Source organism: Thauera propionica (assembly GCF_002245655.1).
GTDB lineage: Bacteria > Pseudomonadota > Gammaproteobacteria > Burkholderiales > Rhodocyclaceae > Thauera > Thauera propionica.
In genome coordinates this window covers 249,039-273,298 of the sequence record NZ_NOIH01000003.1, presented here as the reverse complement: position 1 = coordinate 273,298, position 24,260 = coordinate 249,039, and the positions used below count along the sequence as shown (strand labels likewise).

Here is a 24,260-nt window from a genome sequence, read left to right as displayed (position 1 = left end):
GGATCAGCTCAGCGCCCGCGCGCGTCGTTCCACAAGATCTTGTGCAGTTGCAGCTGGAAGCGCACGGGCAGGCGGTCGCGCACGATCCACTCGGCCAGTTGGGCCGGATCGATCTCGCCGGCAACGGGAGAAAGCAGCACGGTGCAGCGCTCGGCCAGCCGATGGGTGGCGATCTGCTGCTTCGCCCACGCGTAATCGTCCGTGTTGGCGATCACGATCTTGAGTTCGTCGTCGGCCTTCAGGTGAGCAATGTTGTCGTACAGGTTGCGCTCAACTTCACCTGAACCGGGCGCCTTGAGGTCCATGATGCGCGAAACGCGGGGGTCGACCGCGCCGATGTCGAGCGCGCCGCTGGTTTCGAGCGAGACCGCGTATCCGGCGTCGCACAGGGCGCTCAGCAGCGGCAGGCAGCCTTTCTGTGAAAGTGGCTCGCCGCCCGTGACGCACACATGCTTGAGGCCGTGGCGCGCAACGTCGGCGAGAACCTCGTCGAGCGAACGGCTTTCACCGCCGGTGAAGGCGTAGGCGGTGTCGCACCAGCTGCAGCGCAGCGGGCAGCCGGTGAGCCGGACGAACACGGTGGGCAGGCCGACCCACGTCGACTCGCCCTGGATCGAGGCAAATACTTCGGTAATGCGCAGCTTGACGGCAGGTGCCGTCATCGTCGCTGTCGTCACGTCGACGCCTCAGCGCTGACCCAGGCGCTGCCTGGCGACCTGTGCGGCGTTGCTCTGCGGATAGCGGTCGACCAGCGCCTGCAGGGTGCGACGGGACGTGGGCGCATCGCCCAGTGCCTGCTGGGTGTTGGCCAGGCCGAGCATGGCGTCGGGCGCCACGTTCTCGTTGGGCCAGCGCGTCAGCACGGTGTTGAAGTGCTTGTTTGCCGCATTGATGTCCTTGGCCTGCAGGGCGGCGTTGCCGGCCCAGAAGTGGGCTCCGGCACTGAAGTTGCCCGAAGGGTACTTTGCGACGAAGGCATCGAAGGCAGCGAGCGCCTCGCCGTGCTTGCCGTCCTTGAGCAGGTTGAGTGCGGCTTCGTACTCGCCGGACTCCGCCGCCGGATCGGCATTGGCTGCGCCAGCGCCCGGGCCGGAGCTCTCGAGCTGGCGCAGACGGGTATCGAGATCGACGTAGAAGTCCCGCTGCCGCTGCTTGAGGGTTTCCACCTCGTTCACCAGCAGTTCGATCTGGCCCCGCAGGCGGGCCACTTCGGCACGCAATTGCTCGTTCTGGTTGGCGAGCTCGAGTTGGCCACGGCTGGTGGTTTCGAGCCGGCCTTCGAGATCCTGGCGCATGTCGGTGATCTGGCGACGGGCCTCCGCGTCATCGAACAGACCCGCTTGCGCGGGTCCGGTCGATGACAGAGCGAGCAGCACCGCCAGCGGCAGCAGGCGCTTCATCTCAGAACTCGCCCGAGTACAGCATGTCGCCGCGACGGTTCTCGGCGTAGCAGGCTTCCGAGGCGGCGTCGCAACGCGGCTTCTCTTCACCCAGGCTGACGGACTCGATCTGCGCTTCCTTGGCACCCAGCAGCATCAGCGCCTGCTTGATGACGTCGGCACGCTTCTGGCCCAGCGCCAGGTTGTACTCGCGGCTGCCGCGCTCGTCGGTGTTGCCCTGGATGAGCATCTTCATCTGCGGGTTCTGCACCAGGAAGCGGGCGTGGGCTTCGACCAGCGGCTTGGCTTCCGACTTGATGACGTAGCTGTCGAAGTCGAAGAACACGCTGCGCTTGGACAGGATGTTGTTCGGGTCGGTCAGGGCCGCGATGCCCGAACCCGACGGGCTACCCGCGGTGACGGTGGTGACACCGGCGCCCGAGCGGTCTTCGACCTGGGAGGCAGTATCGGTGCCGGTGCTCGAGCACGCGGCGAGGACGAGCGACAGCAGGGCGGGGAGTGCGAGTTTCTTCATGGGTGATGCTCCGGTTACTTGAGTTGAAGACAGCAGTGATTACAGCTTTTTTATTGCCGCGGCTGCGGGCCCCACGCGGGCTCGCGCACATCGGCTGCCTGCACCGTCAGGCGTTGCTTCACCCGTCCATCCGACGACACCGCGGACAGCACGCCCCGGCCACCGCTTTCGGTGGCGTAGAGGATCATGCGGCCGTTGGGAGCGAAGCTGGGGGATTCGTCACGCGCCGAATCGGTGAGGATCGTCGTCTGGCGGGTGGCAAGGTCCTGCACGGCCACCTGGAAGCGACCTGCATTGCGGGTGATGAAGGCCAGCAGCGTGCCATCCGCCGAGAGGCGCGGAGTCACGTTGTAGCTGCCGTCGAAGGTCACCCGCTGGGCACTGCCGCCGCCAGCGGAGATACGGTAGATCTGCGGGCTGCCGCCGCGATCGGAGGTGAAGTAGATGTTGCTGTCGTTGCCCCAGAAAGGCTCGGTGTCGATGCCAGAGGAGCTTGCCAGGCGGCGCACGCCCGAGCCGTCGGCGTTGAGGATGTAGAGTTGGGACTGACCGTCCTTGGTCAGCACGACGGCGAGCTGATTGCCATCGGGCGACCAGGCGGGCGCCGAGTTCGAGCCCTTGAAGTTGGCAACCACGCGTCGCTGGCCAGTGGCCAACGTATGCACATAGACGATCGGCTTCTTCTGTTCGAAGGACACATAGGCCAGGCGCTGGCCGTCGGGCGACCAGGCGGGCGAGATGATCGGCTCGCGCGAGCGCAGGGCCGTGGCAGCGTTCATGCCGTCGGCGTCGGCGACCTGCAGCTCGTAGTTGGTGCCGCTCTTGATGACGTAGGCGACACGGGTCGAGAAATAGCCCGGCTGCCCGGTCAGTTTCTCGTAGACGAAGTCGGCGATGCGGTGTCCGATCAGGCGGTTCTGCGAGGCCATCATTGGCATGGCCATGGCGCCGAGCTCTAGTTGCTTCTGCGTGTCGAACAGTCGGAAGCGCACGTCGTAGCGTCCGCCGCCGAGCGCAATGACGCTGCCGGTCAGCACCGCATCGGCGCCGCGGCCGCGCATGGCGGGCAGGTCGGGCATGACCGATTCGGGCAGGGCAAGCGGGCCGAGGTCAACGAGGCGGAACAGGCCGCTGCGGTCGAGGTCCGCGCGTACCACGTCGGTGACGCTGTTCGGCAATTGACCTTCATTCTCGAAGATCGGAATGATCACCGGGAAACGCGAAGCGCCTGCGCCCGTGATCTCGATCGACAACTGGGCGCGGGCACCGAAGGCGAGGCTGGCGAGCGCCAGGACCAGCAGGAGGCGGAAAGCGGTGAGGAATCGGGTCATGTGGGGTACTCCAGCCGCGGATTATATAGACATATTAAGTAGATAAGGCAGGCTTACTCGTCTGCCAACGGGCGGAACTTGAACTCGATCGTGCGCTGGAACAAGCTCGGGTTGGCGGGCAGCGGCAGCGGGCTCGAGCGCCGTATCGCGCGCTCTATCGCCTCGTCGAGCGCCGGGACGCCCGAGGAGCGCTTGAGCCGGATGTTCAGCACCTCGCCCGAAGGCAACTGATCGACCTCGAATGTGGCCTCCGGGTTTCCGCTGAGGCCGGGCGGGCGCAGCAGGTTGCCACGCACCTTGATGGCAATGGCCTGCTTGTACTTGTCCATGTCACCCTGCGCGCCGGCGCGCGCGGATTCCTGCTTGAGCAGGCCCTCGAGGCGCGCGTCCTGCGCGGCCTGGGTTTCCTGCGCGAGCAGTTGCTTCATGTAGTCGTCCTGAACCGGCTTGGGCTCGGGCTTGGCCTGCGGCTTGGGCGTTGGTTTCGGCTCCGGCTTGGGTTGCGGCTTGGGCGGTTCGGGCTTGGGTTCCGGTTTGGGTTGGGGTTTCGGTTCCGGCTTCGGCTCCGGCTTTGGCGCAGGTTTGGGCGGCTCCGGTTTCTTCTCCGGTGCCTTTGTTGCGATCTCGGGCTTGGGCGCGGGCTTGGGGAGCTCGGGCTGCGGCTTGGGTTCCGGCTTCGGCTCCGGTTTCACTTCGGGCTTCGGCTCGGGCTTGGAGGCCGGAGGAGGCTCAGGTTTGGGCGCGGGGGCGGGGGCGGGCGCGGCGATGCGTGGCGCGCTGGCAAGGCTGACCTCCAGCGCGGCCGGCGGTGCGCTCTGCCAGCGGATGCCGAAGAACAGGAAAAGGAACAGGCCCAGGTGGACCGCGATGGTCAGCCCGAGCGATTGCCATTTGCCCGGCGCTTCGCGGGGCGGCGCTGCGCGTTCCCTCATCGACTTGCGGTGCTCGACTGGGTCTGCAGGCTGATCTTCTGCACGCCTGCGTTACGGGCGGCTTCGAGCACGTCGATGACCTTCTGGTAAGGCAGCTTGCTGTCGGCCGCGACGAGGAAGGATTGCTCGGCGTTCTTGGCCAGCGCTTCGCTGATTGCGCGCTGGAACTCGGTATTGCTCACCGGTCTCGAGGTGCCGCTGGTGCTGGCGCGAAGGGCCAGCGCACCGTCGGCCTTGACCTCGATGACGATCGCCTCGGTCGGCGGTGCCGACACCTGTCCGGCCGAGGGCACGTTGATGGTGCCGGTCTGGATCATCGGCGCGGTGACCATGAAGATCACGAGCAGGACCAGCATCACGTCGATGTAGGGCACGACGTTGATCTGGTTCATGAGACGGCGTTGGCGCATCGCTAGCCTCCGGGTCCGTCAGCGCAGGTTGCGCTGCAGGATGTTGGAGAACTCTTCCATGAAGCTCTCGAAGCGAATGCCGAGGCGGTCGATGTCGTGCGCGAAGCGGTTGTAGGCGACGACGGCCGGGATCGCGGCGAACAGGCCGATAGCGGTGGCCACGAGGGCTTCGGCGATGCCGGGAGCGACCTGGGCGAGCGTTGCCGTGCCGACGCTGGACAGGCCGCGGAAGGAGTTCATGATCCCCCACACGGTGCCGAGCAGGCCGATGTAAGGCGACACCGAGCCGACCGAGGCGAGGAAGGCAAGATGCGCCTCGAGATCATCGACCTCGCGCTGGTAGGTAGCGCGCATGGCGCGACGGGCACCGTCCAGGATGGCCGAGTGGTCGTGCCCCTTGGCGCGCAGCTTGGTGAATTCGCGGTAGCCGGCCTCGAAGATGCGCTCCATGCCGCCGGTCTCGTGGCGGGTCGCTGCCTCGAACAGGGTGTTGAGGTCGCCGCCGCTCCAGAAATCGCGCTCGAACTCGTCGGTCTGGGTGCGCGCGGCGCGGATCTGGAACGATTTGCGGAAGATCCAGTACCAGGAGACCAGAGAGAGGGTGGCGAGCAGCGCCATCACCAGTTGAACGAGGACGCTGGCCTGGCTGATCAGGCTGAGGATGGAAAGATCGTGAGTGACGGTCATGCGAAGCTTCTTTCGAAGAGGGCGTGCAGGTTGGCCGGCATGGGGGCCGGTTTCTGGCGATGGGTGTCGATGCAGGCCACCAGGACCTGCGCTGTAAACAGAAGTTGCCCTTGGCGACGGATCTCCTGGTTGAACAGGAGGCTGGCGCGACGCAGCGTCCCGATGCGGGTGACGACTTCAAGCGCGTCGTCGAGACGGGCGGGAACGAGATAGTCGGCGTGGACCGACCGCACGACGAAGGCCGTGCCGGTGGATGACATCATTGCCTGCTGCTCGAAGCCAAGCGCCCGCAGCCATTCGGTGCGGGCTCGTTCGCAGAAACGCAGATAGTTGGCGTAATAGACCACGCCTGCTGCGTCGGTGTCCTCATAGTAGACGCGGACAGGCAGCATGAAGAACGGCTGCGGAGGCGACGTGTCGCCTTGCGCAGCCGCTGCGGCAGGGGTATTCGGTTGCATCGCAGCATTCTATCCGAGCCCCCGTGCAAGGGAAGGGGGGTGTCGATGCCGAGTTTTGCAAAACGTAATCAACCGTGCCCGCCGCCAGCCCAGCCGTATTGCAGGAAGTGCTATCCTTGGCCGAAAGTCTCTCAGGACTGCATCGACACATTCGGGACGGACGGCAGCGTGGCACTTCCTTTTTTCGGTCGGAAACCAACGGGTAGCATCGCGCCTGAGGGGAAAGGTCCGTCCGCTAAAGGCGACAGCTTCTCGCTTCCCCCGCCGCCTACCGAGCTGTCAGAACTCGATTTCACCGCGACCGAGGCTGGGCGCGGTCTGGTCGCGGTCGAGGTTCAGGAGGTCGGCGCAGGCATTGGTGCAGCCTATGAGGAAGCGGCGGTCCTCTACGCGAACGGCAACGTGGCTGAAGCGGAGCAGGTGCTGGTCGCCACGCTCGACGAGCCCTCTTCGAACCCGGGCGAGGGGCTGTGGATGATGCTGCTCGATCTCTACCGTTTGACGGGCAAGCGCCAGCAGTTCGAGTCGCGGGTGCTCGATTACGCGACGCGCTTCGAGCGTTCGCCGCCGCCCTGGGTGGATCTGTCCGCAAGCGTGGCGAAACCTGCTCAGCCTCGGCCTTCGACCGTCAGCCTTGCGGGCAGCCTTTCGGCGCAGGCTGAGGCGCAGTTGCGCCAGATTGCAGTGGCCGCGCGCAGGACGGGTTCGGCCCGCATTGACGTGGGTCGTCTGAAGGGCCTGGGTGATGGCGCCTGCGGGCAGCTGCGTGCGGTGCTCGACGAGCTTGCCGCCGAGCGCATTAAGGTCACGCTGGCCAATGTGGGGCCGCTGGCGCAGGAGCTGGCAAAACGCGTCGAAGCCGGGCGCGCGGAAGACCGGGACACCTGGCTGCTGCTGCTCGAACTGTTGCAGCATTCGGGCGATCAGGAGCGCTTCGAGAACCTCGCGATCGATTATGCAGTGACGTTCGAGGAGTCTCCGCCGTCGTGGAAGGACCTGCCTCCCCCGGCGGCGCCCGTTGCCGCGACGGCCCCCGTGACGACACCCGCCCCACAGTCGGCTAACGAACAGGATGGCTTCGTTCTGGAGGGTGAACTCTGTGGCGCCTCGAACGACGCGCTCAAGCGTTTTGCGGCCTACGTTGCCGACAGGCGTGAGGTTGCGGTGGACTGTACGCAGTTGCGCCGGCTGGATTTCGTCTGCGCGGGGCAGTTGTTCAACATCCTCGCCACGCTCCAGGCTCAGGGTAAGCTCGTGGGCCTTCGCAACGTCAATGCCATGGTTGCCGCGCTGCTGCGGGTCATGAGCGTCGACCAGGTTGCGCACGTCACGCTGCGCAGTTAAAACTCATCGCATCATCGACGCCGGCCGTCTGCCGGCGAGGAATCGGCATGGAACAGTATCGCGGCACCACCATCCTGTCGGTGCGGCGCGGCAATCGCGTTGCGCTGGGCGGGGACGGCCAGGTCACCCTGGGCAACATCGTCATCAAGGCGTCTGCGCGCAAGGTGCGCACGCTCTATAACGGCAATATCCTCGCGGGGTTCGCGGGGGGCACGGCCGACGCATTTACGCTGTTCGAGCGCTTCGAGGCCAAGCTCGACAAGCATCAGGGCAACCTGCTCCGCAGTGCCGTGGAACTGGCCAAGGATTGGCGCACCGACCGCATGCTGCGGCGGCTCGAGGCCATGCTGGCGGTGGCCGATCGCGAACATTCGCTGGTGATCACCGGCAACGGCGATGTGCTCGAGCCCGAGCAAGGCATCGTGGCCATCGGCAGTGGCGGCGCCTACGCGCAGTCGGCAGCGCGTGCGCTCATCGAGAACACCGCGCTCGAGCCGAAGGAGGTCGTGTCGAAGGCGCTTGGCATCGCCGCCGACCTCTGCATCTACACCAATCACCATCACACCATCGAAGTGCTGGATTGAGGTTGAACGCATGACCCAGATGACCCCGCCGGAGATCGTCTCCGAACTCGACAAGCACATCGTCGGGCAGGACAAGGCCAAGAAGGCGGTCGCGATCGCCCTCCGCAACCGGTGGCGCCGGGCCCAGGTCGCCGAGCCGCTGCGCAGCGAGATTACGCCCAAGAACATCCTGATGATCGGGCCCACCGGCGTCGGCAAGACCGAGATCGCCCGTCGTCTGGCACGGCTGGCCAACGCGCCCTTCATAAAGATCGAGGCGACGAAATTCACCGAAGTGGGCTACGTCGGCCGCGACGTGGATACGATCATCCGCGACCTGATCGAGATCGCCATCAAGGACGGCCGGGAACGCGCGATGAAGTCGGTGCGCGACCGTGCGCTCGATGCCGCCGAGGACCGCGTGCTCGACGCGCTGCTGCCGCCGGCCCGCCCCGTTGCATTCAACGCGGAACCGGAGCCCGCGCCCGATTCGGCGACACGGCAGAAATTCCGCAAGAAGCTGCGCGAAGGCGAACTGGACGACAAGGAGATCGACATCGAGGTCGCCGCGCCGTCCATGCAGGCCGAGATCTTTGCGCCGCCGGGCATGGAGGAACTCACCCAGCAGATCCAGGGCATGTTCCAGAACCTGGGTGGCGGCAAGCGCAAGCAGCGCAAGCTGCAGATTCGCGAGGCACTGAAGCTGCTCGCCGATGAGGAGGCCGCACGCCTGATCAACGACGAGGAGGTCAAGCTCGAGGCGGTCCGCGCGGTGGAGCAGAACGGCATCGTCTTCCTCGACGAAGTGGACAAGATCGCCGCGCGCAGCGACGTGCATGGCGCCGACGTGTCGCGCCAGGGCGTGCAGCGCGACCTGCTGCCGCTGGTGGAAGGCACGACGATCTCCACCAAGTACGGCATGATCAAGACCGATCACATCCTGTTCATTGCCAGCGGTGCCTTCCACCTCTCGAAACCGAGTGATCTGATCCCGGAACTGCAGGGCCGCTTCCCGATCCGGGTCGAACTCGAGTCGCTATCGGTGGAGGATTTCGAGCGCATCCTCACGAGCACCGACGCCTGCCTGACCCGCCAATATGAGGCGCTGCTGGCGACCGACGGCGTGACCCTGAGCTTCACCGCCGACGGCATCCGCCGGCTCGCCGAGATCGCTTTCCAGGTCAACGAGAAAACCGAGAACATCGGGGCTCGCCGCCTGTACACGGTGATGGAGAAGCTGTTGGAGGAGGTATCGTTCGAAGCCGGCAAGGGCTCGCTCGACAAGGTGGTGGTCGATGCGGCGTATGTCGATTCACGTCTGGACATGCTGGCACAGCGCGAGGACCTGGCGCGCTACGTGCTCTGAGCGGCAGGGCGGTTTCCTGCCCGGAACGCGCCCCGGCGGCGGATGGCCGCAGCCGGGGCGTCATTTTTTCTGGCTTTGGCATGCGTCGTGCCCCTAGGGGCGGTTCATGCCCCCTTGCAAATTTCCCATGCTGATCCGAATCGTCGAAATCCTTTTCCCGCTGTTCTCGATCACCGCGCTCGGCTATTTCGTCGGACGCCGCGTCAAACCGGATCTGTCCCACGCCAACAAGCTGAACATGGATGTGTTCGTGCCGGCGCTGGTGTTCGCGGCGCTGGCGAACAAGGCGTTCGACATTGGTGCCTTCCTGCCGCTGATCGGCGCGGCGACGCTGATGGTGGTCGGCACCGGCTTGGCGGCGTGGGCGTTGGCTCGCGCGATCGGCATCGATCCGAAGACGCTGGTGCCGCCGATCATGTTCAACAACTGCGGCAACCTGGGCCTGCCGCTGGCGGTGCTGGCCTTCGGCGAGGCCGCGCTGGCACCGATGGTGGTGCTGTTCATGGTGTCGAACCTCATCCATTTTTCATTCGGCGCCTGGTTGCTCGATCACCGGGTCCGTCTGCTCACGGTGTGGAAAGTCCCGTCGGTGGTGGCGACCTTCCTCGGCCTCGCGGTCAGCCTGACGCACTTCGAGGTCTGGCCGCCCCTGCTGACGGCCATCCGCATGCTCGGCGAGATCTCCATCCCCCTGATGCTGTTCGGGCTGGGCGTGCGGCTTGCGGATTCGCGCATCAGCGCGCTTGGCATCGGAGTGCTGGGCGGAGGCCTGGCGCGTCCGCTGATCGGGCTTGCGCTGGCGTGGGCGGTGCTGCAGGTGATCGAACTGCCGCAGCGCGAACAGGCCCTGGTGCTGGTGTTCGGGGCCCTGCCGCCGGCGGTGCTCAACTTCATGTTCGCCGAGCGTTACCAGCAGGAGCCGGGCAAGGTGGCGTCGATGGTGCTGATCGGCAACCTCGCGGCGGTGGTGTTCCTGCCGCTGGCGCTCGCGCTCGTGCTGGACTGACATGGTTCAGGCGAGCAGCCTGCGGCGAGGCAACCTCTACGCGCCCTTGCCCGAAGCGGGCGTCGAAGAGCACTTCCAGACGCTCTTCGCGGGAACCGCTTGCCGGGTCGAGCGCATCGTGTCGCACCGCCATGCCAGTCCGCCGGGATTCTGGTACGAGCAGGCCGAGGACGAGTGGGTCGTGCTGCTGCAGGGCAGGGCGGAACTGGGCCTGGATGATGGCGGGCGAATTGCGCTGACGCCCGGCGACTGGGTGGAGATTCCCGCCGGCTGCAGGCACCGCGTACTGTCGACAGCTCCGGCGACGGTGTGGCTGGCCGTGCATGGCGCACGATCGGAAGCGGCGGCCGACTGAGCCGGGGGGCGGTCAGGGTTCCGCCTTCATGGCTGAGCCCCGGGATTTGCCTGCCTGCCCCAGCAACTGACCCATCAGGTCGACCGGCACCGGAAACACCAGTGTCGAGGTCCTGTCGCCTGCCACCTGGGTCAAGGTCTGCAGGTAGCGCAACTGCATCGCCGCAGGCTCGCGCGACAGCATTTCGGCCGCCTCGAGCAGCGATTGTGCAGCCTGTTTCTCGCCTTCCGCGTGGATCACCTTGGCGCGACGTTCGCGTTCGGCCTCCGCCTGACGCGCGATGGCGCGGACCATGCTCTCGTTGAGATCGACATGCTTGATCTCGACGTTGGCCACCTTGATCCCCCAGGCGTCGGTCTGGGCGTCGAGAATCTGCTGCACGTCGAGGTTGAGCTTCTCGCGCTCGGCCAGCATCTCGTCGAGTTCGTGCTTGCCGAGCACCGCACGCAGTGTGGTCTGCGCGAGCTGGCTGGTTGCCATCAGGTAGTTTTCCACCTGGATGATGGCCTTCTGCGGATCGACGACGCGGAAATACACCACCGCATTGACCTTCACCGAGACGTTGTCCTTCGAGATCACGTCCTGCGGCGGCACGTCCATCGTCACCACGCGCAGGTCGACCTTCACCATCTGCTGCAGGCCGGGGATCACGATGACCAGGCCCGGCCCCTTCACGCGCCAGAAGCGGCCGAGCAGGAAGATTACACCGCGCTCGTACTCGCGCAGGATCTTGATCGAGGCGACGACGAGGAAGATCAGCAGCACCAGCAAGGGCGCGAGGCCGAACTGGAGATCGAGCATCATGGCGTACTCCCGGGAAGGTGGGTGGTATCGGTGGGGGAAACGTGGAGGACGAGGCCCTCCATGCGCTCGACGCGGACAAGGGCGCCGGGCACGAGCGGGCGATTGGCCCGGGCGCGCCAGTTCTCGCCGTGCACCGCGATCCACCACGTGCCGTCCGGTGCAGGGGCGATAACCGTGCCGCGTGCGCCGAGCATCTCCTCGCGCCCACTGACCACGGCGCGGCGCAGGCTGCGTGCCGCGAGGTTACCGATGGCGAGCAGGATCGCGGCGCTGGCCAGGGCCAGGCCCACGATCAGTGCCAGCGGGATGCCGAATCCCGGCACCTCGGCGTCCATCAGGAACAGGCCGCCGACGACGAAGGCGATGATGCCGCCGATGCCCAGCGCGCCGAAGCTGGGCAGAAAAGCCTCGGCCAGCATCAGGCCGGCGCCGACCGCCAGCAGCAGCACGCCGGCCCAATTGACCGGCAGCAGCTGGAAGGCATAGAGCGCGACTAGCAGCGAGATCGCCCCGGCGATGCCTGGTACGCCGACGCCGGGTGAGGTGAACTCGAAGAACAGGCCATAGATGCCGATCATCATCAGGATCAGCGCCACCTGCGGGTTGGCGAGCACGGCGAGGATGCGGTTGCGCCAGTCCGGTTCCTGCCGTTCGATGGCAAGGCCCGCCGTGGCGAGCGTACGTTTGCCGTCGAGGACGGCGACCTCCCGCCCGTCGAGTTTGTGCAGGAGGTCGACGGTGTCAATGGCGATGATGTCGATCACCCCCTTCGCCAGCGCTTCCTCGGCGGACAGGCTGGCCGCCTCGCGTACCGCGCGCTCGGCGAAATCGACATCGCGACCGCGCAGTTGCGCAAGGCTGCGGATGTAGGCCGTGGCGTCGGACATGGACTTGGCGGTCATGGCATCGGCCGGGCCGCGGGCCGGTGCGGGGCGTGAGGTCGCGGGGCTGGCAGGTGCCTTGTCTGTCGTCCGCTCATCGGGCGTGGCGGAGGTCTCCGTCTCTTCTTCCCGCGGCGGAGTGCTGCCGGGTTGCGGGCCGCCGAGGCCGATCGCGACCGGCGTCGCGGCACCGAGGTTGGTCGCCGGCGCCATCGCGGCGATATGGCTGGCGTAGAGGATGTAGGTGCCCGCGCTCGCCGCCCGTGCGCCTTCCGGGGCGACGAAAGTTGCGACCGGTACGGGCGAGGCGAGGATGTCCTTGATGATGGTGCGCATCGAGGTGTCGAGCCCGCCGGGGGTGTCCATCTCGATGACGACCAGCTGCGCGCCGCGCGCGGTGGCCTGAGCCAGTCCCTTGTGGATGTAGTCGGCGCTGGCCGGGCCGATGACGCCGTCGATCGGCAGTACAAGCGCGAAGCCGGAGCTGCCGTTGGCGGCGAGGAGGGTCAGGCCGGCACCGCCGAGCAAGAGAAACAGCAGGGCGACGGCATGGCGGAAGACAATCCCACGGCGGGTCGACATCGACACTCTCCTCGGGCGGTCGCGGCATCAGTGTGGCGAACCCTGATGATCGGAGTATAGGAGGGGGGACGAAGTTCGGCGCTTCGGTTGTCTTTGTGGCGATGGTGCCGGTGACCGGCAGGGCCAGTCATGCCACATGTCCGCCCGCCGCGCGGCGATCTCAGTAGCCGCCGAAGCGGTCGATCCGACGCCGATCACGCTTCGTCGGGCGGCCGTGCAGGTCTGCGCCCGGTGGCGCGGCGAACTTGCGCAGCTCGCGCCCGCGTTCGCGCTGTTCGACGCTTTCCGTCGTTTCTTCGTAGAGCGTTTGCGCAACCGTCGCCGATCCGCGTTTGTCGGCAATCGCGCGCACCATGACCGAGCGCGTCTCCTCACCGATGGTGACGTCGACCCGGTCGCCGACCTTGACCTCACGAGCGGGCTTCACCGCCGCGCCATTGAGCTTGATCTTGCCGCCATCGACGGCCTCGGTCGCCGCGGTGCGATGCTTGAAGAAACGGGCTGCCCACAGCCATTTGTCGAGACGGGTTGTGCTGAGTACCGGGCCAGTCACCTGCAAGTCGTCCTGCCGAGTGGATCGTCGGGACATTATCTGCCGTGAGGGCGCCCGCGCAAAGGAGGATGAGGGTGCGGGGGACGAGGACAGCAGCGCCGTCCCGAGCGCTGCCAACCCACCGGTACAAAAAAATCGGACCACGCTTTGGTGGTCCGATGCTGTCTGCTGGGAAGCTTGCCGGCTTTACTGGCGCAGACGGCGGCGCGCCAGGGCTGCCAGCCCGAGGCCGAGCAGGGCGAGCGTGCCGGGCTCAGGGACGGTTCCGCCGTTGTCGCCACCGACGTCCGACTGACGGGCGCCCATCACATAGGCGTAGGTCAGGGTTGCCGACTGACCCGCTTCAAGATCGCCAATGAACCATGCCATCTGCAGGCCGTAGTCGCCGTCGTTGAAAGGGGTGGCCGAACCGAACACCGGGCCGTAGCCGGCCAGAACGTTGTAGGGATCATCGTTGTTGCAGCAGGAGGTGTTGATCCCGGTGTTCGAGCGGTAGACGTTCTGCAGGTCGAGGATGCCAATCGTCAGACCGGTACTCAGCCCCGCGGCGGAGACGAGGTCCTCGGGCGCAAACAGGGTGTTGCCACGCGTGTTCCGGGTGTCATACGAGTTGAAACGGTTGACGTCCGGATCCGGGTCGAGGTGGCGGCCGAACACCAGGTCGCCGAGGCTCTGCAGGGCGGTGATCACCGTCTGCACGACGACGCGCTCGTCGCCGTTGTTGAAGAAGTAGCTGTTGGTGATGCTCAGCGAACCGGCGAGGCTGCCGGTCCAGCTTGCCGCGTTGTCGTAGCCTTGGGCGGCGCCGCCCGTCAGCAGCGTCGGCGAGGCAAATCCGAAGTCTTCAGTCCACGCATTGTTGTTGACGCGGAATCCGGTCTGCGCACTGTTGATCGCGAAGCCTTCGCTCGGGGTGCCCGGGGTCAGGTAGTCGTTCGCGATGCCGCCGGGCGCGAAGTTCTGGGTGCCGGTCGAGTCGTGCAGGATGCCGGGCGACGTGGTGCCGTTGCTGCCGAGGGTGCCATAGTCGCTGATGCCGACGCGCACGTAGTCACCGGTGAGGGTGAGCGGCGCGGCCATGGCACTTGCAGCAAAGCCGGTCGTGAGCAGCGCGGAGAGAAGAAGACGTTTCATTGTTCAGCCCCTTGAGTTGGTTTGTGCGTGATTCAGACTGCGCAGGAAAGGGGGCGGTGGGTATGCCCTGCGGCCCTCTCCTTTGTCGCGATGCCGCTCACCGCGATGTCCTTGCCTGAGGCGTGAGCTCGAAGCATTATTTATGCCGGGTAGCAAAACGTTTAATTTTCAATGGTCTAAGGGCGCCCGCTGGAGTGGTGTGTAAAAAACACCGACGCCAGGCAGATTGCGGCGGGCAGGGGCGGACGTAAAAAGGCCGGGTGACGGCACCTTTCTGAGGTGTCGTCACCCGGCCCAGGGCGGGAAGGGGGCGTTCAGCCGATCATGCCCGCGCCCACCGTGTTGTTGGTGCTCTCGTCGATGATGATGAAGGCGCCGGTGGCGCGGTTGTCGGCGTACCGGTCGGCGACGATCGGCTGCGCGAGCTTGAGCGTGACGCGGGCGATGTCGTTCATAGCAAGGCCTGTGGTCGCCTCATGCTCGAGCGTGTTCACATCCAGCCGGTAGTCGATCTTCGCGAACTTGGCCTTCACCTCGCGCGTGGTGTGGCGCACGAGGTAGGTGCGAGCGGGTGACAGCGGGGTCTCCGACAGCCAGCAAACGGTGGCGTCGATCTGCTTGACGGGTTCGGGTGCCTCGGCGGACTTGACGATGAGGTCGCCGCGCGAGATATCGATTTCGTCTTCCAGCAGCAGGGTCACCGATTGTTCATGGATCGCGCGCGGGAGATTTTCGCCGCCGAGCTCGATGCGTCTGACGCGGCTCGTGGCTCCCGAGGGCAACACAGTGACGGCGTCGCCAACGGCGATCTCGCCGGATTCGACACGCCCCATGAAACCACGGTAATCGTGCAGATCCGGGTTGGCGGAGTCCTGCGGGCGGCACACGAACTGCACCGGGAAACGGAAGTCCTCGGCCTGCTCGGTGTGGGCAGCGGGCGCGTTCTCGAGGATGTCGAGCAGCGTCGGGCCTTCGTACCAGGACAGGCGCTCGCCGCGGTCGACGATCATGTCGCCTTCCAGGGCCGAGATGGGGATGAAGCGCACGTCCTTGATGCCGAGCCTGGCGGCGAAGGCGAGGTATTCGGCCTTGATGCGCTCGAACACGGCCTGGTCATAGTCGACGAGGTCCATCTTGTTGACCGCGACCAGCAGGTGGGGGATGCCGACCAGGCTGGCGAGGTAGGAGTGGCGGCGGGTCTGGGTGAGCACGCCTTTGCGCGCATCGATGAGGATGATGGCGAGGTTGGCGGTGGAGGCGGCGGTCACCATGTTGCGGGTGTACTGCTCATGGCCGGGGGCGTCGGCGATGATGTACTTGCGCCGGCCGGTGGAGAAGTAGCGGTAGGCGACGTCGATGGTGATGCCCTGTTCGCGCTCGGCCTGCAGGCCGTCGGTGAGCAGGGAGAGGTCGACCGCGCTCATGCCGCGCTTGGCGGAGGTCTTCTCGATGGCGTTAAGGGTGTCGGCGAGGATGGTCTTGGTATCGAACAGCAGGCGGCCAATCAGGGTGCTCTTGCCGTCATCGACGCTGCCGCAGGTGAGGAAGCGCAGCAGGCCGTTGTCGATCTCGGGCAGGTTCTCAGGGGCGGACATGGTTTGGATTCCTTTGCTCATGCTTTGAATTCTGTGTGGCGCGTGGTGAGTTTTCTGGGGCGTTGTGTTGGGGGCAGAAGCTTTGGGGGTGATACGGTCTTGGATCTTCGATCCGCCGGGGACGCGCGGGGTATTCCTTCCGGGGCTGCGAAACTCGCTCGATTCCTCGCTCGGACTGTCCGAGCGAAGCGAGTTCCGCAGCCCCGGAAGGAACACCCCGTGCGCGTCCCCGCAACGAGCCGCCGAGCACCAACACTCAAGCCACCAAAAAAACCTTCAGAAATACCCTTCCTTCTTCCGCTGCTCCATCGACGCCTCCGAAGTCTGGTCATCCATCCGCGTCGCTCCACGCTCAGTAATCGTCGTCGTGGCCGTCTCGGCCAGGATCTTCTCCACCGTATCCGCATCCGACTCCACCGGCGCCGTGCAGGTGATGTCGCCCACGGTGCGGAAGCGCACCAGCACCTCCTCCACCACGTCGCCGTCCTTGGCCGGTGTTAGCTCGGTCACAGGCTGCAGCAGCCCGCTCTTGCGCACCACCGGGCGCACATGCGCGAAGTAGATCGACGGCAACTTCAGTTGCTCGCGCTGGATGTACTGCCAGACGTCGAGCTCGGTCCAGTTGCTGATCGGAAAGGCGCGGATGTTCTCGCCCTTGTGGCTGCGCGCGTTGTACAGGTTCCACAACTCCGGGCGCTGGTTCTTCGGGTCCCACTGACCGAACTCGTCGCGGAAGCTCATGATGCGTTCCTTGGCGCGCGCCTTCTCCTCGTCGCGGCGGGCGCCGCCGATGCAGGCGTCGAAGCCGAATTCCTCGATCGCCTCGAGCAGCGTCACCGACTGGTGCTTGTTGCGCGACTCGCCTGGGTGCTTGAGCACCACTGTGCCACGCGCCATCGAGTCCTCTACCGAGCGCACGATCAGGCGCTCGCCCAGCTCAGCGGCGCGCTTGTCGCGGAAGTCGGTCACTTCCTTGTAGTTGTGGCCGGTGTCGATGTGCATCAGCGGGAAAGGGAAGCGGCCGGGGCGGAAGGCCTTCTCGGCCAGGCGCAGCAGGCAGATCGAATCCTTGCCGCCGGAGAACAGCAGCACCGGGTTGGCGCATTGGCCGGCGACTTCGCGCAGGATGTGGATGGCTTCGGCCTCGAGCCAGTCGAGGTGGGACAGCGTCTGTTTGGTCAGCGTCGACATGATCAGTTTACCGTTGCGGATGCTTGTTCGGGTGTGTGCGGAAGGCGCGCAGTGCGGCCTTGAGGCCGGCGCGCAGGGCGCCGAGGCGGTGTTGCAGGCTGCGGCGACCGGCGCCCACGACCGGCGCGTGCGGGGTCTGGGCGGGGTGCTTGCCGTCCATCGCTTCAGCCCTTTTTGACGTGGAGGCCGCACTCCTTGGAGGCGGGGTCTTCCCACCACCAGCGGCCGGCGCGCACGTCCTCGCCCATGGCAATGGCGCGCGTGCAGGGCGCACAGCCGATGCTGGGGTAGAACTGGTCGTGCAGCGCGTTGTAGGGCACCTCGTGAAGGCGGATGTAGGCCCAGACTTCCGTTTCGCTCCAGTCCGACAAGGGGTTGAACTTATCCAGCCCGTTGGCGCTGTCGAATTCGCGCAGCGGCAGGCCGCTGCGGGTGACCGACTGGGCGGCGCGCAGGCCGGTGATCCAGGCCTTCTTGCCGGCGAGCGCACGACGCAGCGGCTCCATCTTGCGCACGCCGCAGCAGGCCTTGCGCAGCTCGACCGAGTCGTAGAAGGCGTTGATGCCGTGGCTGCGGACGAAGGTCTCCACTGCGGTCGCGTCCGGGAAGTAGATCTTCAGCTTGGTGCCGTAGCGTTGCTCGACCTCGCCGATCAGCGCGTAGGTCTCGGCCGGCAGGCGCCCGGTGTCGAGCGAAAAGATCTCGATCGGCAGCGCGTTCGACAGGATCAGGTCGCTCAGCACCATGTCCTCGGCGCCGAAGCTGTTGGCGAAGGCGAGCTCGCCCTGGCCACCGAATTCCGCGACTGCCTCGCGCAGCAGGGCCAGGGCGGCGGCCGCCTTGGCGCCGACGGTAGCGCGCAGCGCGTCGGTCAGCGCGGGGCGGGTCGCCGGGTTGCTCGTAGCAGGACGCAGGATGGAGACGCTCGCGTTCATCAGGCGGCTTCCTTGTGCAGCGGACGACGAGGCTGGCGGCGGAACAGCGGTTCCGGGCGGTCGACCGCGCCCTGGTAGGGTTCGGTGAAGTCGATCAGGCTGGCGAGTGCCGCCTCCAGCTGGGCCGGCGTGTATTTGTCCTCCTGCGGTTGCAGCACGCTGAAGCCGCAGCGCAGCAGGAAGAAGAACTGGTCGCGCAGCACGTTGCCGATCGCACGCAGTTCACCGCCATAGCCCAGGCGGGTGCGCAGCAGGGTGGCGATCGAGTAGCCGCGGCCGTCGGCGAACTTGGGGAAGTCGACCGCAATCAGCGGCAGTGCCGACAGGTCCCCGGCCAGCTCGGTCGGGTCCTCGTTGCCTGCCAGCCAGACGCCGAGTACGCCTGCCTCGGCCTTGGGCAGCAGTTCTTCGCGGCGTGCCTGCCACACCGCCAGCGGCACGATCACGCGGCCGGCGGGCAGGACGATGGTGGCAGCTTCGTCCCCCTCGGCAAGGCGCAGCACGGTCCACTCGTCTACATGCACGCGGCCGTTCTTGATGATGTCAGACATGGGCGATCTCCTTGGCTTCGAGGCGCGCGGCGCGCTCGGCATAGACGCGGGTCTTGAAGGACTCCACGCCGATGCGGCGGACGGTGTCGATGAAGCGCTCGTCGTCCTGGCGGTTGTCGATGAAGTTGTTGATCAGCGAGGTGATCACGTCCGGCATCTCGGCGGCGGCGAAGGACGGGCCGATGACCTTGCCCAGCGTGGTCTGGTTGCCCTGTTCGCCGCCGATCGTCACCTGGTAGAACTCCTCGCCGTTCTTGTCGACGCCGAGTATGCCGACGTGGCCGACGTGGTGGTGGCCACAGGCGTTCATGCAGCCCGAGATGTTGATCTCCAGTTCGCCGATGTCGAACAGGTAGTCGAGGTTGTCGAAGCGGTCCTGGATGGCGTTGGCGATCGGGATCGACTTGGCGTTGGCGAGCGCGCAGAAGTCGCCGCCCGGGCAGGAGATGATGTCGGTGAGCAGGCCGATGTTGGGCGTCGCCAGGCCGATCGCGCGGGCGTCCTGCCACAGTGCGAAGAGGTCGGCTTCGCGCACGCTGGCGAGCACGATGTTCTGTTCATGGGTGCTGCGCACTTCGCCGAAGGCGTAGCGGTCGGCGAGTTCGGCGACGGCGTCGAACTGGTCTGCCGTGAGATCGCCCGGCGCCACGCCGTAGGGCTTGAGCGATAGCACGACGCTGGCGTAGCCCTGCACGCGGTGGTCGCGCACGTTGCGCCGCGCCCAGGCGGCGAAGGCCTTGTCCTCGGCGAGTCGCGCGCGATAGCCGGCATCCTGCGCCAGCGCGCTCAGCACCGGATCGTTGAAGCGGCTGGCGACACGCTCGATCTCGGCCTGGGTCAGCGTCGACGGGCCGTCCTTGAGGTGGGCGAATTCTTCCTCGACCTGGCGCGCGAACTCGGGCACGCCCAGCGCCTTCACCAGGATCTTGATCCGCGCCTTGTAGGCGTTGTCGCGACGACCGTGCAGGTTGTAGACGCGCAGGATCGCCTCGCAGTAGTTGAGGATCTGCTGCCACGGCACGAAGGCGGCGACTTCCTCGCCGATGATCGGCGTGCGCCCCAGACCACCGCCCACCAGCACGCGAAAGCCCAGTTCGCCAGCGGCGTTGTGCACGATGTCCAGCCCGATGTCGTGCACCCGGATCACCGCGCGGTCTTCCTTCGCGCCATTGACCGCGATCTTGAACTTGCGCGGCAGGAAGGCGAACTCGGGGTGGAAGGTGCTCCACTGGCGCAGGATCTCGCACCACGGGCGCGGATCGACGATCTCGTCCGCGGCCACGCCGGCGAACGGGTCGGAGGTGACGTTGCGGATGCAGTTGCCGGAGGTTTGAATGGCGTGCATCTGCACCTTGGCCAGCAGGTCGAGGATCTCGGGCACGTCCTCCAGGCGCGGCCAGTTGAACTGGATGTTCTGACGCGTGGTGATGTGGCCGTAGCCGCGGTCGTAGGTGCGGGCGATGTGCGCCAGCGTGCGCAGCTGCTTCGAGTTCAGGTTGCCGTAGGGCACGGCGATGCGCAGCATCGGCGCGTGGCGCTGGATGTAGAGGCCGTTCTGCAGGCGCAGCGGACGGAACTCGTCCTCGGTCAGTTCGCCGGCGAGGTAGCGGCGGGTCTGGTCGGCGAACTGGGCAACGCGCTCATCGACGATGCGTTGATCGTATTCGTCGTATTGGTACATGTTCTGTCTCTCGTCGAGGGGAGCCGCGGAGGCGCCGGATTGCGATTCTTTGGGCCGATGCGCCGTGACGGGGCACCGATTCCTGGGAGTGCCGCGATCGTAGAGGCTTGTCTTAGGGCTCAGAAGGTGTTCAGGGTTAAACTCTAAGAATTGAAAGTTATAAAAGTTCGGTCATGAACCTGCAGCAATTGCGCTACATCCACGAGGTCGCCCGACGCGGGCTGAACGTCTCCGAAGCGGCCGACGCCCTGTTTACTTCCCAGCCCGGCGTGTCGAAGCAGATCCGCCAACTCGAGACCGAGCTGGGCATCGAGATCTTCGAGCGCCACGGCAAGCGCCTCGTCGCCGTGACCCAGCCCGGGCGAGCGGTGCTGGCGATCGCGGAGCGTGTGTTGCGCGACCTCGACAACCTGCAGCAGGTGGGTGACGAGTTCGCCAACGAAGGTGTGGGCAGCCTGTCGATCGCCACCACTCACACCCAGGCGCGTTATGTGCTGCCGTCGGTGATCCGCGACTTCATGCGGCGCTACCCGCAGGTAAAGCTGTCGTTGCATCAGGGCAGCCCGCGCCAGGTGTGCGAGATGGTGCTCGACGGCACCGCCGACATCGCGATTGCCACCGAGGCCATCGCCGACTACGACGACCTGGTGATGCTGCCCTGCTACCAGTGGAACCGCTGCATCGTCGCCACGCCGCGCCATCCCATCCTGCGCGAGGCGCCGCTCACGCTGGAGGCGATCGCGCGCTATCCGCTGATCACCTACGACGACGCCTTCACCGGCCGCAGCCTGATCAACAAGGCCTTCCTCGGGCGCGGGCTGAAGCCCAACGTGGTGTTGTCGGCGATCGATTCGGACGTGATCAAGAAGTACGTCGAGATGGATCTTGGCATTGGCATCCTCGCGCGCATGGCCTACAACCCGGAGGAGGACCGGCGCCTGGGCATGGTCGATGCGTCGCACCTGTTCGAATCGAGCACGACGCGGATCGGGCTGCGCAAGCGCGCGTGGCTGCGCGCCTATATATATGCCTTCATCGAGGGCTTCGCGCCGCACCTGACGCGGCGCATCGTGGATGCGGCGCTCGCCGGCGGCGGCACGGACGCCGGCCTGTAGGCGGGTCGGCGGGCCCGTGAGGCGTCAGCCGCGCTCGAACCAGCGTTTCAGGCGCACGCCGCGCAGGCCGGCGCCAAGGCCCACGATGAGGCGGACACGGGCCTTCAGTGGATCGAGCGCCACGCACTGCAGCCAGTTGTTGGGACGGCCCGTCAGCTCTGCGGTCACGCCACTGCCGCAACGACTGGCCAGTACCACCGGCACCGACGCGGGCAGTTCTTCTTCGATGGCGGTCTCCCAGCTTTGCGGCAGGCTCGCATTGCCCGGCAGCCCGAGCACGAGTCCGGCCGCGCCGGTCAGCAGGCTGGCGCGTGCCAGTGCGCGCACGACGGCGGAAGCCAGCGCCGCGGAACTGCCCGCGCCGACGGTGAGCAGTTCGACCGGGGGCAACACCTGCACGCTGTCGGGCAGGCTGAGGCGGCTGTAGCGGTAGGGCGCAAGGGCCTGCAGTTGGGCGTCGGACGCGCTGACGGTGAGCGCCTCCGGCGTGCTGAACGCATCGACGGCGCTGGGGTGGCGCTTGGCGATGAGGGGGGCCGGCAGGATGCGGTCGCCCAGCACGGCGAGTACGCCGGCGCGGCCGGCGGCAGGGCGGCAGGCCAGTTGCACCGCCTGGTACAGGTTCAGCGGGCCGTCGGCCGACAGCGCGGTGGCTGGGCGCATCGCGGCGGTCATCACCACCGGCTTGGCGGTGGCGAGCGTGATGTGCAGGAAGTAGGCGGTCTCTTCGAGCGTATCGGTACCGTGCGTGATCACGACGCCGTCGATCTCCGGATCGTCCGCCAGGGCCTGCACGCGACGCAGCAGGATCAGCCAGTGCGCCGGACCCATGTCCTTGCTGTCGATCGCAAACAGCTCCTCGGAGCGGATGTCGGCCAGCGTCGCCAGTTGCGGCACGGCCGCGAGCAGGTCGGTCGCGCCAAGCTGGCCGGCGGCGTAGTCCTTCGTTTCGGTTGGCGAGCTGGCGACACCGGCAATGGTGCCGCCGGTGGCGAGCAGGGCGATGCGGGGCTTGCGCGTGCTCAAGGTGTCGTGGTCCGCAGTGGATGGTTCGGTACAGGGCTTCCGGGGGAGGGCGAGGCTGCAGTGCTCATTCACGCAAGGCCATGATGCGCCGCTCACGCTCCTGTTCGAGGAGCCGCGCGGCCGCCTCGGCTGGCACGCCGAGCGATTCGAGGGCGGCGCCCGCCAGCTTGAGGGCGGACTCCAGCGTCTCGGGCACGACAACCGATGCGCCCGCCTCGCGCAGGATAAGCGCGTGCTTCTCGTCGCGTGAGCGCGCGATGATACGCATCTCCGGGGCGATGCGTCGAATGCCCTGCGTTGCGTGCGTGGCCGCGGCGGTATTGTCCATGGTCAGCACCACCGCGCGTGCGCGCTCGATGTGGAGCTTGCGCAGCAGTTCCGGCCGGCTCGCATCTCCGAACACCACGGGCGTACCCGCGCCACGGTGGCGGTTGAGCAGCTTGGTGTCGTGCTCGATCGCGATGAAGGAGACCCCCTGCTCGGAGAGCATCTGTCCCACCATCTGGCCGACCCGTCCGTAGCCCGCGACGATCACGTGGTCGTGCAGTTCGCCCAGTTCCGCATCGGGTGGCGGGGCATCGGGGACGATGCTGCGGTCCAAGGCGTCGCCCAGCGCCTGGCCAAGGCGGGCAACGAGCGGCGTCACCAGCATCGATACGCCGACGACGATCAGCATGAACTGGCCGACCGGCCGCGAAATCAGCTCGAACCCCAGGGCGAGGCCGATGACGATGAAGGCGAACTCGCCGCCCTGGCCGAGCAGCAGGCCGCCTTCGACCGAACGCCCCCATGACATGCCGAACACGCGCAGCAGCACGGCGACGATGACGCCCTTGAGGGCCAGCAGGCCGAGGACCGACAGCGGAATCCACACCGGCTGTTCGGCGAGGGCTCGCAGGTCGATGCCCATGCCCACCGACAGGAAGAACAGCCCCATCAGCAGGCCCTTGAAGGGCTCGATGGTGATCTCGACCTCGTGGCGGAACTCGGTTTCGGCGATGATCAGGCCGGCCAGCAGGGCGCCGAGCGCCATCGACAAGCCCGCCGACCAGGTCAAGGCCGCGACGCCCAGTGTCGTCAGCAGCGTGAGGGCGGTAAAGGTGTCGGGCTGGCGGTCGGAGGCGATCTGGTGAAAGAGCGGACGAATGACGCGACGCCCCACGAGATACAGCACCACCACCGTAAGCACGCCCTTGAACGCCGCCAATGCGAGCAGGGAGCCGAAGCTGCCTTCACCACCGGTCGCGCCAAGGATGCTGATCAGCACGAGCAGCGGGACGACGGCGAGATCCTGGAACAGCAGGATGGCGAACGAGGACTGGCCCAGCGGGGTGCCGAGCTCGCGGCGCTGGATCAGCAGCTGCATCACGATCGCCGTCGATGAGAACGCGAGCACCGTACCGAGGATCACCGACGCTTCGATCGCATTGCCGAACTGTGCGGAGACGAGGCCGATCGCAACCGCTGTCAGCAGTACCTGCAAACCGCCGAGGCCAAAGACGAGCCGCTTCATCGACCACAGGCGCTCGACCGACATGTCGAGGCCGATCATGAACATCAGGAAGATCACGCCCAGCTCGGCGAGAAACTCCACGTCCTCCGGCCGGCCGAAGGTCAGCCACGCCAGCCAGGGGAGGTCCGCCGCAAACGAGGCCAGCCCATAGGGACCCATCAGCGTGCCCACGGCCAGGAAGCCGAGCACGGGGTTGATCTTCAGCCGGCCGAGCAGAGGTATCAGTACCCCGGCAAGGGTGAGGAAGAGGATGACTTCCTTCAGGAAGGGAACCGAATCGTGAGCGTCCATGAGGGCGGGAAATGGATCCAATGTTTGATTTTACGTGACGCT

26 protein-coding genes are annotated in these 24,260 nt (G+C 66.3%); 6 read left to right on the top strand and 20 right to left on the bottom strand.

Features of this window, described 5'->3' with window-relative positions:
- Nucleotides 1-8 precede the first annotated feature (8 nt).
- The 8 genes from queE to ybgC are packed head-to-tail and all read right to left on the bottom strand — an operon-like array spanning nucleotide 9 to nucleotide 5,666.
- Nucleotides 9-662, bottom strand: coding sequence for a 7-carboxy-7-deazaguanine synthase QueE (gene queE, locus CGK74_RS02665; RefSeq protein WP_094266970.1), 654 nt, complete (start codon nucleotides 660-662; stop codon nucleotides 9-11).
- Nucleotides 663-686: 24 nt separating this feature from the next.
- Nucleotides 687-1,400: a tol-pal system protein YbgF gene (gene ybgF, locus CGK74_RS02660; RefSeq protein WP_094266969.1), complete on the bottom strand. Its 714-nt coding sequence runs from the start codon at nucleotides 1,398-1,400 to the stop codon at nucleotides 687-689.
- A 1-nt stretch (nucleotide 1,401) separates the two neighbouring features.
- Nucleotides 1,402-1,914: a peptidoglycan-associated lipoprotein Pal gene (gene pal, locus CGK74_RS02655; protein ID WP_094266968.1), complete on the bottom strand. Its 513-nt coding sequence runs from the start codon at nucleotides 1,912-1,914 to the stop codon at nucleotides 1,402-1,404.
- Nucleotides 1,915-1,964: 50 nt separating this feature from the next.
- Nucleotides 1,965-3,245 (bottom strand): Tol-Pal system beta propeller repeat protein TolB, encoded by a 1,281-nt coding sequence (gene tolB, locus CGK74_RS02650; RefSeq protein WP_094266967.1) that lies wholly within the window; start codon nucleotides 3,243-3,245, stop codon nucleotides 1,965-1,967.
- A gap of 53 nt (nucleotides 3,246-3,298) precedes the next feature.
- A complete protein-coding gene (locus tag CGK74_RS02645; protein ID WP_094266966.1) occupies nucleotides 3,299-4,177 on the bottom strand; it encodes an energy transducer TonB in 879 nt (292 codons plus the stop codon).
- Complete coding sequence (gene tolR / locus CGK74_RS02640) at nucleotides 4,174-4,587, bottom strand: protein TolR (RefSeq protein WP_094266965.1); 414 nt, start codon at nucleotides 4,585-4,587, stop codon at nucleotides 4,174-4,176. The genes CGK74_RS02645 and tolR overlap by 4 nt, the downstream gene beginning before the upstream one ends.
- An 18-nt stretch (nucleotides 4,588-4,605) precedes the next feature.
- Nucleotides 4,606-5,274, bottom strand: a complete 669-nt coding sequence (gene tolQ / locus CGK74_RS02635; RefSeq protein WP_094266964.1) for a protein TolQ — start codon at nucleotides 5,272-5,274, stop codon at nucleotides 4,606-4,608.
- On the bottom strand, nucleotides 5,271-5,666 hold the full coding sequence (gene ybgC / locus CGK74_RS02630) for a tol-pal system-associated acyl-CoA thioesterase (RefSeq protein WP_206186159.1): 396 nt from the start codon (nucleotides 5,664-5,666) through the stop codon (nucleotides 5,271-5,273). Before ybgC ends, tolQ begins: the two co-directional genes overlap by 4 nt.
- Before the next feature lie 234 nt (nucleotides 5,667-5,900).
- Here ybgC and CGK74_RS02625 point away from each other — a divergent pair, with 234 nt between their 5' ends.
- From CGK74_RS02625 to CGK74_RS02605, 5 genes are all read left to right on the top strand, one after another.
- On the top strand, nucleotides 5,901-7,076 hold the full coding sequence (locus CGK74_RS02625; protein WP_094266962.1) for an STAS domain-containing protein: 1,176 nt from the start codon (nucleotides 5,901-5,903) through the stop codon (nucleotides 7,074-7,076).
- 47 nt (nucleotides 7,077-7,123) lie between these two features.
- A complete protein-coding gene (gene hslV / locus CGK74_RS02620; RefSeq protein WP_094266961.1) occupies nucleotides 7,124-7,660 on the top strand; it encodes an ATP-dependent protease subunit HslV in 537 nt (178 codons plus the stop codon).
- 10 nt (nucleotides 7,661-7,670) lie between these two features.
- Nucleotides 7,671-9,005, top strand: a complete 1,335-nt coding sequence (hslU, locus tag CGK74_RS02615) for an ATP-dependent protease ATPase subunit HslU (protein WP_094266960.1) — start codon at nucleotides 7,671-7,673, stop codon at nucleotides 9,003-9,005.
- 127 nt (nucleotides 9,006-9,132) lie between these two features.
- Nucleotides 9,133-10,011, top strand: a complete 879-nt coding sequence (locus tag CGK74_RS02610; protein ID WP_094266959.1) for an AEC family transporter — start codon at nucleotides 9,133-9,135, stop codon at nucleotides 10,009-10,011.
- A gap of 1 nt (nucleotide 10,012) precedes the next feature.
- Nucleotides 10,013-10,366, top strand: a complete 354-nt coding sequence (locus CGK74_RS02605) for a cupin domain-containing protein (protein ID WP_094266958.1) — start codon at nucleotides 10,013-10,015, stop codon at nucleotides 10,364-10,366.
- Nucleotides 10,367-10,378: 12 nt separating this feature from the next.
- Here CGK74_RS02605 and CGK74_RS02600 read toward each other — a convergent pair whose 3' ends face one another.
- The 10 genes from CGK74_RS02600 to CGK74_RS02560 all read right to left on the bottom strand — a co-directional run bounded on the left by CGK74_RS02600 (nucleotide 10,379) and on the right by CGK74_RS02560 (nucleotide 20,273).
- Nucleotides 10,379-11,167 carry a slipin family protein gene (locus CGK74_RS02600; protein WP_094267420.1) on the bottom strand — a complete coding sequence of 263 codons (789 nt, stop codon included), beginning with the start codon at nucleotides 11,165-11,167 and terminating at the stop codon, nucleotides 10,379-10,381.
- Complete coding sequence (locus CGK74_RS02595) at nucleotides 11,167-12,633, bottom strand: NfeD family protein (RefSeq protein ID WP_094266957.1); 1,467 nt, start codon at nucleotides 12,631-12,633, stop codon at nucleotides 11,167-11,169. The genes CGK74_RS02600 and CGK74_RS02595 overlap by 1 nt, the downstream gene beginning before the upstream one ends.
- A 160-nt stretch (nucleotides 12,634-12,793) precedes the next feature.
- Nucleotides 12,794-13,222 carry an RNA-binding S4 domain-containing protein gene (locus tag CGK74_RS02590; RefSeq protein ID WP_094266956.1) on the bottom strand — a complete coding sequence of 143 codons (429 nt, stop codon included), beginning with the start codon at nucleotides 13,220-13,222 and terminating at the stop codon, nucleotides 12,794-12,796.
- A gap of 150 nt (nucleotides 13,223-13,372) precedes the next feature.
- On the bottom strand, nucleotides 13,373-14,320 hold the full coding sequence (locus tag CGK74_RS02585) for a PEP-CTERM sorting domain-containing protein (RefSeq protein WP_094266955.1): 948 nt from the start codon (nucleotides 14,318-14,320) through the stop codon (nucleotides 13,373-13,375).
- A 314-nt stretch (nucleotides 14,321-14,634) separates the two neighbouring features.
- On the bottom strand, nucleotides 14,635-15,915 hold the full coding sequence (cysN, locus tag CGK74_RS02580) for a sulfate adenylyltransferase subunit CysN (protein ID WP_094266954.1): 1,281 nt from the start codon (nucleotides 15,913-15,915) through the stop codon (nucleotides 14,635-14,637).
- Between the two features lie 276 nt (nucleotides 15,916-16,191).
- Entirely contained in the window at nucleotides 16,192-17,106 is a 915-nt protein-coding gene (gene cysD / locus CGK74_RS02575; RefSeq protein WP_094266953.1) for a sulfate adenylyltransferase subunit CysD, read from the bottom strand.
- A 7-nt stretch (nucleotides 17,107-17,113) separates the two neighbouring features.
- Nucleotides 17,114-17,266, bottom strand: coding sequence for a hypothetical protein (locus CGK74_RS18905; RefSeq protein WP_165770033.1), 153 nt, complete (start codon nucleotides 17,264-17,266; stop codon nucleotides 17,114-17,116).
- A gap of 4 nt (nucleotides 17,267-17,270) precedes the next feature.
- On the bottom strand, nucleotides 17,271-18,041 hold the full coding sequence (locus tag CGK74_RS02570; RefSeq protein ID WP_094266952.1) for a phosphoadenylyl-sulfate reductase: 771 nt from the start codon (nucleotides 18,039-18,041) through the stop codon (nucleotides 17,271-17,273).
- Nucleotides 18,041-18,592, bottom strand: a complete 552-nt coding sequence (locus CGK74_RS02565; RefSeq protein ID WP_094266951.1) for a DUF934 domain-containing protein — start codon at nucleotides 18,590-18,592, stop codon at nucleotides 18,041-18,043. Before CGK74_RS02565 ends, CGK74_RS02570 begins: the two co-directional genes overlap by 1 nt.
- Nucleotides 18,585-20,273, bottom strand: coding sequence for a nitrite/sulfite reductase (locus CGK74_RS02560; protein WP_094266950.1), 1,689 nt, complete (start codon nucleotides 20,271-20,273; stop codon nucleotides 18,585-18,587). The genes CGK74_RS02565 and CGK74_RS02560 overlap by 8 nt, the downstream gene beginning before the upstream one ends.
- Before the next feature lie 173 nt (nucleotides 20,274-20,446).
- Here CGK74_RS02560 and cysB point away from each other — a divergent pair, with 173 nt between their 5' ends.
- Nucleotides 20,447-21,388: an HTH-type transcriptional regulator CysB gene (gene cysB / locus CGK74_RS02555; RefSeq protein WP_094266949.1), complete on the top strand. Its 942-nt coding sequence runs from the start codon at nucleotides 20,447-20,449 to the stop codon at nucleotides 21,386-21,388.
- Nucleotides 21,389-21,412: 24 nt separating this feature from the next.
- Here the strand turns inward: cysB and CGK74_RS02550 are convergent, their stop codons facing one another.
- Both CGK74_RS02550 and CGK74_RS02545 read right to left on the bottom strand, forming a co-directional pair.
- A complete protein-coding gene (locus CGK74_RS02550) occupies nucleotides 21,413-22,414 on the bottom strand; it encodes an asparaginase (protein WP_094266948.1) in 1,002 nt (333 codons plus the stop codon).
- A gap of 64 nt (nucleotides 22,415-22,478) precedes the next feature.
- Nucleotides 22,479-24,218, bottom strand: a complete 1,740-nt coding sequence (locus CGK74_RS02545; RefSeq protein ID WP_094266947.1) for a cation:proton antiporter domain-containing protein — start codon at nucleotides 24,216-24,218, stop codon at nucleotides 22,479-22,481.
- Between the last annotated feature and the right edge of the window lie 42 nt (nucleotides 24,219-24,260).